At 69.1% G+C, this 5215-nt stretch carries 3 protein-coding genes and 3 pseudogenes; 1 reads left to right on the forward strand and 5 read right to left on the reverse strand.

The window, feature by feature from the left end; translation table 11 throughout:
* Nucleotides 1-83: 83 nt before the first annotated feature.
* Nucleotides 84-1034, forward strand: a complete 951-nt coding sequence (locus tag ACFVYR_RS38060) for a transposase (RefSeq protein WP_389614003.1) — start codon at nt 84-86, stop codon at nt 1032-1034.
* A gap of 98 nt (nt 1035-1132) precedes the next feature.
* Here the strand turns inward: ACFVYR_RS38060 and ACFVYR_RS38065 are convergent, their stop codons facing one another.
* The 5 genes and pseudogenes from ACFVYR_RS38065 to ACFVYR_RS38085 form a co-directional block, all read right to left on the reverse strand.
* Nucleotides 1133-1552, reverse strand: a complete 420-nt coding sequence (locus ACFVYR_RS38065) for an SMI1/KNR4 family protein (protein WP_384263915.1) — start codon at nt 1550-1552, stop codon at nt 1133-1135.
* 454 nt (nt 1553-2006) lie between these two features.
* Nucleotides 2007-3207 (reverse strand): annotated as a pseudogene (gene tgmC, locus ACFVYR_RS38070) (ATP-grasp peptide maturase system methyltransferase).
* Nucleotides 3204-4151, reverse strand: a pseudogene (gene tgmB, locus ACFVYR_RS38075) (ATP-grasp ribosomal peptide maturase). Before tgmB ends, tgmC begins: the two co-directional pseudogenes overlap by 4 nt.
* Before the next feature lie 3 nt (nt 4152-4154).
* Nucleotides 4155-4373 (reverse strand): annotated as a pseudogene (gene tgmA, locus ACFVYR_RS38080) (putative ATP-grasp-modified RiPP); the annotation flags it as partial.
* Between the two features lie 189 nt (nt 4374-4562).
* Nucleotides 4563-5215 (reverse strand): hypothetical protein (locus ACFVYR_RS38085; RefSeq protein WP_384263912.1); only part of this gene is annotated, 653 nt, incomplete at its 5' end.

Genomic DNA, 5215 nt, shown 5'->3' on the forward strand with positions numbered 1-5215 from the left:
GGTCATCACACTCGCCGACCATCCCGCTATCGGTGACGGAGCGTCACCGGCGCACGGGAGCACACCCCCGCTTCACGAAAATCTTGCCAGGGCCACGTTCACTTGTACGCCGACACCACTTCGCCCGCGCCCGGTCCGATCCGGCCTTCCGCACGAAACCGCAGCTGGCCGCCGCTCTGGCGGTCCGCGGGAAGGAAGCGGGCTTCGGCTGCCGGGCGGTGGTCGCCGACTGCGCCTACTCCGTCAGTGACGACTGGTACCTGGCACTGCGGGCGGCCGGCCTGGCCTACGTGGTAGCCCTCAAACCGCATCGCGGCACCTGGGGCCCGGCCGGCCAGCCGCACACCCCCATCGACGCCGCACACGCTATGACGTGGAAGAACGCCGACCATCCCGGCGACTGGACACCGGTAGAGCGGCACTTCCGCGACGGACACACCCAGACCTGGTGGGCCGCCGACGCCCGCCTGGGCGGGTATGGCCCCGACTCACCCTGCCGACTGGTCGTGGCCACCACCGATCCAGCCACCCTGCCGGAGAAGGCCACCTGGTACCTGGCCACCAACCTGCCCCACCCCGACGCACCCCACGCCGCCACCGGCCCGCACCCGCCGGCCGACCTCACCGAGATCGTCCGCCTCTACGGCCTGCGGCCCTGGATCGAGCAGAGCTACAAGCAGGTCAAGGACGAGCTCGGCTGGGCCGACTTCCAGGTCCGCTCCGACCGCGCCATCCGTCGCCACCAGACCCTGGTCAACTGCGCGTTCTCCTTCTGCTGGGACCAGTGGTCCGCCCCGCCCGGCCCCGTGGATGCCACCGGGCCGGACCCGTGTCCCAGCGAGCGGCCAGAGAGGGGGCCCGCCCACGTCCCACCAGCACCAACAGCCCTGCTGGCCCAGGGCCTTACGGGCGATCCGTTCCTGGCTCACCCCCGCCGTCACTCTCACCCATTGGTGGCGAGCCTGGACCGACAAGGACCCGCCCTCCGAGCTCCAGGTCCTGATCGACGCGGTCACCACCGGACACGGCATTGACCTCTACCGCCGGATTTAACGAACTACCGGTAACCATCGACCGCCATACCTGTCTCCAAGGCCGTGACTGTCGCGTCCAGGAGCGCCGGCAGTGACGGTCACATGGAGTGTGAGCCGAAGCGGGTCCCCTGCTCGTGGTCGGCCTCGCCGATCCGTCCGCGGCGGTGATGGTGCGGACGCTGGTCGATGATGAGACTGTCGCCGCCGCCGTCACCGGCGAAGTGGATCCAGTGGCAGTGCCACCACGGTCCGAAGTCCTGGTCGGGGTCGTTCTCCTCGGTGCCTTCGAATACATCGCGGTAGATCCTCAGGCCCAGCTGCCATTCGCTGGCGATGTTCCGCACGCTGAGCAGCCTCCAGAACGGGGGCAGCAGATCGTCATCGCCCGTGCCGATGTGCCGCAGCAGCGGCTCGGGAAGCGACTGGGCGATGAGACCTCCCCAGCCGCTGCGATGGCTGAGACCTGCGCCGGAGGCTCCAGAGCCGCGAACGTGCCGGGCGCGTGCCGGACGAGCCACATCTCGATACGGGTCCAGGACTGGGCCACCGACGAAGTCATCCGGGAATCATTCCAGCCCAGGCCTCTGGACGGGCTCACAGGCACGAGCCCATCAGGTCACAGCCGCGGCGACGGCTCTTCGAGGAGCCGGCCGAAGTTGGGGCACCCGCCGCCCTCGCAGGCGCGGATGTGGTCCCCTGCCTCGCGCCACCAGCACTTGAAGCACAGTCCGTTCCCGGTCAGGCGGTATTGATGCCTGGTCCAAAGCGCCAGCTCCACCCTCCGGCCACTGCTCGCGACGCGTCCACAAGGACGGCGACACCGCCACCACGGCTCCGGCACAGACCTTCTGGACGACGAGGTCGAGCACATCTCTCAAGAAGCGCATGGCGGCGGCGGGCCTCCCCCCCCACGTTGCCACTCTAAGCTGTCCCGGTACTCAACGAACCGGCACACCCATCCGTTACAGCACGTCACCGATCAAGGGATGTGACACTGACACCTCTCAGGAGGTGGTGTTGCCAGCGGAGCGGGGGGTGACTGTCGATCCAGTAGGTGTGGGTCTCTTTCGTGATGCGCAGCTGCACTGTGGTGATGTCGGGGGTGCCTGCGTCCTGCCAGGCGGTGAGGGCCTGTTCGATGGTGTCCCACAGGGGCAGCGGGCCGCCTTGGCGGACTGCCCAGGTTCCACTGGTCTCCGTGAAACTCGCGAATGACTCGCGGTCCGGGTCGAAGAGGTGCAGCAGCCGCTTCCCGTCCAGCGACGTGGCGCGGAGGAACTGGGCTCTGGGAGCGGCAAGTTGTGCGATGAAGGCCGGCATCTACTCCTGCAGCAGCAGCGGTGACATCTTGCAGGCGCGCTCGCTGTCGGCGTAGGCGGTACGGGCGGACAAGTCACCGGTGATCGGTACTTCCGCCTGGGAGCGGGCCTGCATGAACGAGGAGCGGCCGATGATCCGCCCTTCGGCGGTGCCGTCTTCGCCGACGGTGACCTGCGCCAGGCCGGTGCCGTAGTGCCAGGACCCGCCGACCGTGGCAAGGACGAGACCGCCCGGCTTGGTCTGTCTGATCCAGGCGTACGGGATGCGGCGCACCGCGCAGGTAGAGATGACGCGGTCGTAGGGGGGCGCGGCGGGGGTGGCCGAGCAGGCCGTCTGCGGTGACGGTCCACGTCGAGAACCCGGCCCTCTCCAGCGCCGCATCCGCACGGGCCGAGACGTTTGGGTCCACCTCGATCGTGGTGACGTTGTCCTCCCCGAGCCGGAAGCACAGCAAGGCAGCGGAGTAGCCGGTGCCTGTACCGATCTCCAGCACCTGGTGACCGTCTTCGACCTCCAGCTTTTCCAGCATGTCCACAACGGTGACCGGTGTGGTGGACGACGATGTCGGGGAACCCGACACCAGGTCACTGGTCTGATCCGCAGTGAGGTACCCGTCGAGCTGGGTGGTCAAAGACTCATCGCGGTAGGCGATCTCCATCCATTCATCGGGGTCGCTCGCCTCGGCCGTGACGGGCTTCCACCGGCTGCCCTCTGCGGGCAGGAAGACCCCGGGGTGCAGGAACAGCTCTCGGGGGACGGCCTCGACCGCTGCCCGCCAGTGGGGACTGGTGAGCACGCCGGCTTGCGTGAGTCGCTCGGCGAGGGCGCGCCGCTGTGTGGCGGTGTCGGTCATGGGGTGGCTCCTTGCCTCAGCAGTTCAGCGAATGCGGTGGACATGGCAAGACCGGTGGCCTCCTCCAGCCAGCCCCACTGTCCATTGGGGTTCAGCTCCAGCCACCACAGGCCGCCGGCCCCATCCACGGCGAGGTCGCGAAGCTCCCCGAGGCCAGCCCGAAGTGGTCCAGGTACGCGCAGAGGGCCTTCTTCATGCGGTCGGGCAGGTCCACCACGCTGTAGGACAGGGCCGAGTAGTCCTTGCGCCAGTCCAGCATCCCCGAGTCGATCCGTACGGTGAACACGTTGCGGCCGACCACCAGGACGCGCAGGTCGGCCACCTTGTCCACCACGGCCTGGAACAGGTGCGGCACCATTTGCACGCTTTCGTCGATCTCTGCCGCGGCGACCGGGTCGGCCCATCCCGTAACGGGAACGCCCTCTCGCTGGTAAGGCGTCCACCGGAGCGTCTTAAAGAGCATTCGATCGTGGCAGTCGATGAAGGCGCGCGCCTCGTCCGGGTCATTCGTCACCAGGGTCGCTGGCAGCGTGAAGCCCAGCCGCTGAGCAACGGCGAGCTGGGCGGGCTTGTAGTTGGCGGCGGCGTTGTGCAGCGGGTGGTTGACCCACAGCGGGCCGTCGAGAGCATACAGGGTGCCGCCGAGCCCGTAGCGGACCTGGGCGGTTGCAAAACGCGCATCGTCAGGAGCGAGCTGGTCGAAGGCGGGCCACACCGGGCGGCGCCAGTACACCGACCGGATCTGGGTCAGGTCCACGGCCCGCGATGGGGTGCGGAGCCATCCGGCCACGGAGGTACCGAACCGACAGCGTCAGGTTCTCGCCGATGCCGGCGGGATTGAACCTGGCCACCGGCACGTTTCGCCGGTTCAGCCCGGTGATCACCATGTCGGCGGTGGCATCGTCCGCTTCAGTGGCCACGAGCGCCGACTTGTCTCCGGCCACAGGTCAGTCCTGCTCGTCGTCCTGGTCGTGCCCCTGGTCAGGCGCGGAGTCGGAGTTCGTGGTCGTTTGCGTCTCGGTGGCACTGCTGGTGCCGTGCTTGCCCATCTCGATCACCTGGCCGGTGCGGTCGGTGTAGACGCCGAGCTGAGTGGCGGGGTCGAGCGTGACCAACGTATGGGGCCGGTGTGTGACGGCCGGGTACGGAGCGAGCCGACCAGCGCCCCAGGGACGGACGGCGGTCTCCCGGGGCCTTGTGGTGCGGGTGCGTCGACGCTGCTGATGACACGCGCGAGAACCGCTGTCTGGCCGAGCTGACGTCCTGCTCGTGCGGCTCGCAGCCGCACGAGTCGGCCCGCCTCAGTCGGTGGCGGTGGGTGGTGATCGGCTCGCCTTCGGCCCAGTCGTGGTTCTTCACCTGGAAGGACTCGTCGCTGGTCGCCGTGTCGGCCGCCGTAGGCACCCGGGTCTTGAGGCTCTTGGGCAGGTCACGCGCGGTGACGACCAGGGTGAAGCGGACGGTGCTGCTGGGCGGTCGGTCGCGTAGGGGAGGTAGAGGGCGCCGACGGCCGGGTCGGCTGCCAGGGCGCGCAGCGGGGTGCTGCCGGTGAGGGTGCGGGTGCCGCCGTCCTGTTCGGCGCGCACGCCGGTGGCGCCGTCGAGGAGCGCCTCGATGTGGGCGGGCTGGGCCAGCCAGCGGGTCTCCAGGGCGGCGTGGACGTCGGCGTCGTCCTCGGCTGCCGCGGTCGCGTCGGGCTCAGTGCGGTATTCGCCGTCCGGGCCGGACCCGGGTCCGGCCACCGCCTCGTGGGGCGTGATGGCGGCGCGGTTGCCGATCAGCACCACCTCCGGCGGATACCAGGGGTGGCCCTCGCCCCCGTCGTAGGCGACATGGGTCGCTGCCTTCGCGGTGCCGGCGTCGACCAGGTCGAGGCGGGCCTGGCCGTGGAACGAGTCGGGGGCACCGAGCTTTAGTGCTGGGTTCCTCAAACGGCGTACACGTATCGGCGTCGCAGTAAGCGAGTTGGCGGTGCGGGTCTGCCCCAGATCCAGGGCTTTGCCCGGGC

The organism is Streptomyces sp. NPDC058284, assembly GCF_042881135.1.
Lineage (GTDB): Bacteria > Actinomycetota > Actinomycetes > Streptomycetales > Streptomycetaceae > Streptomyces.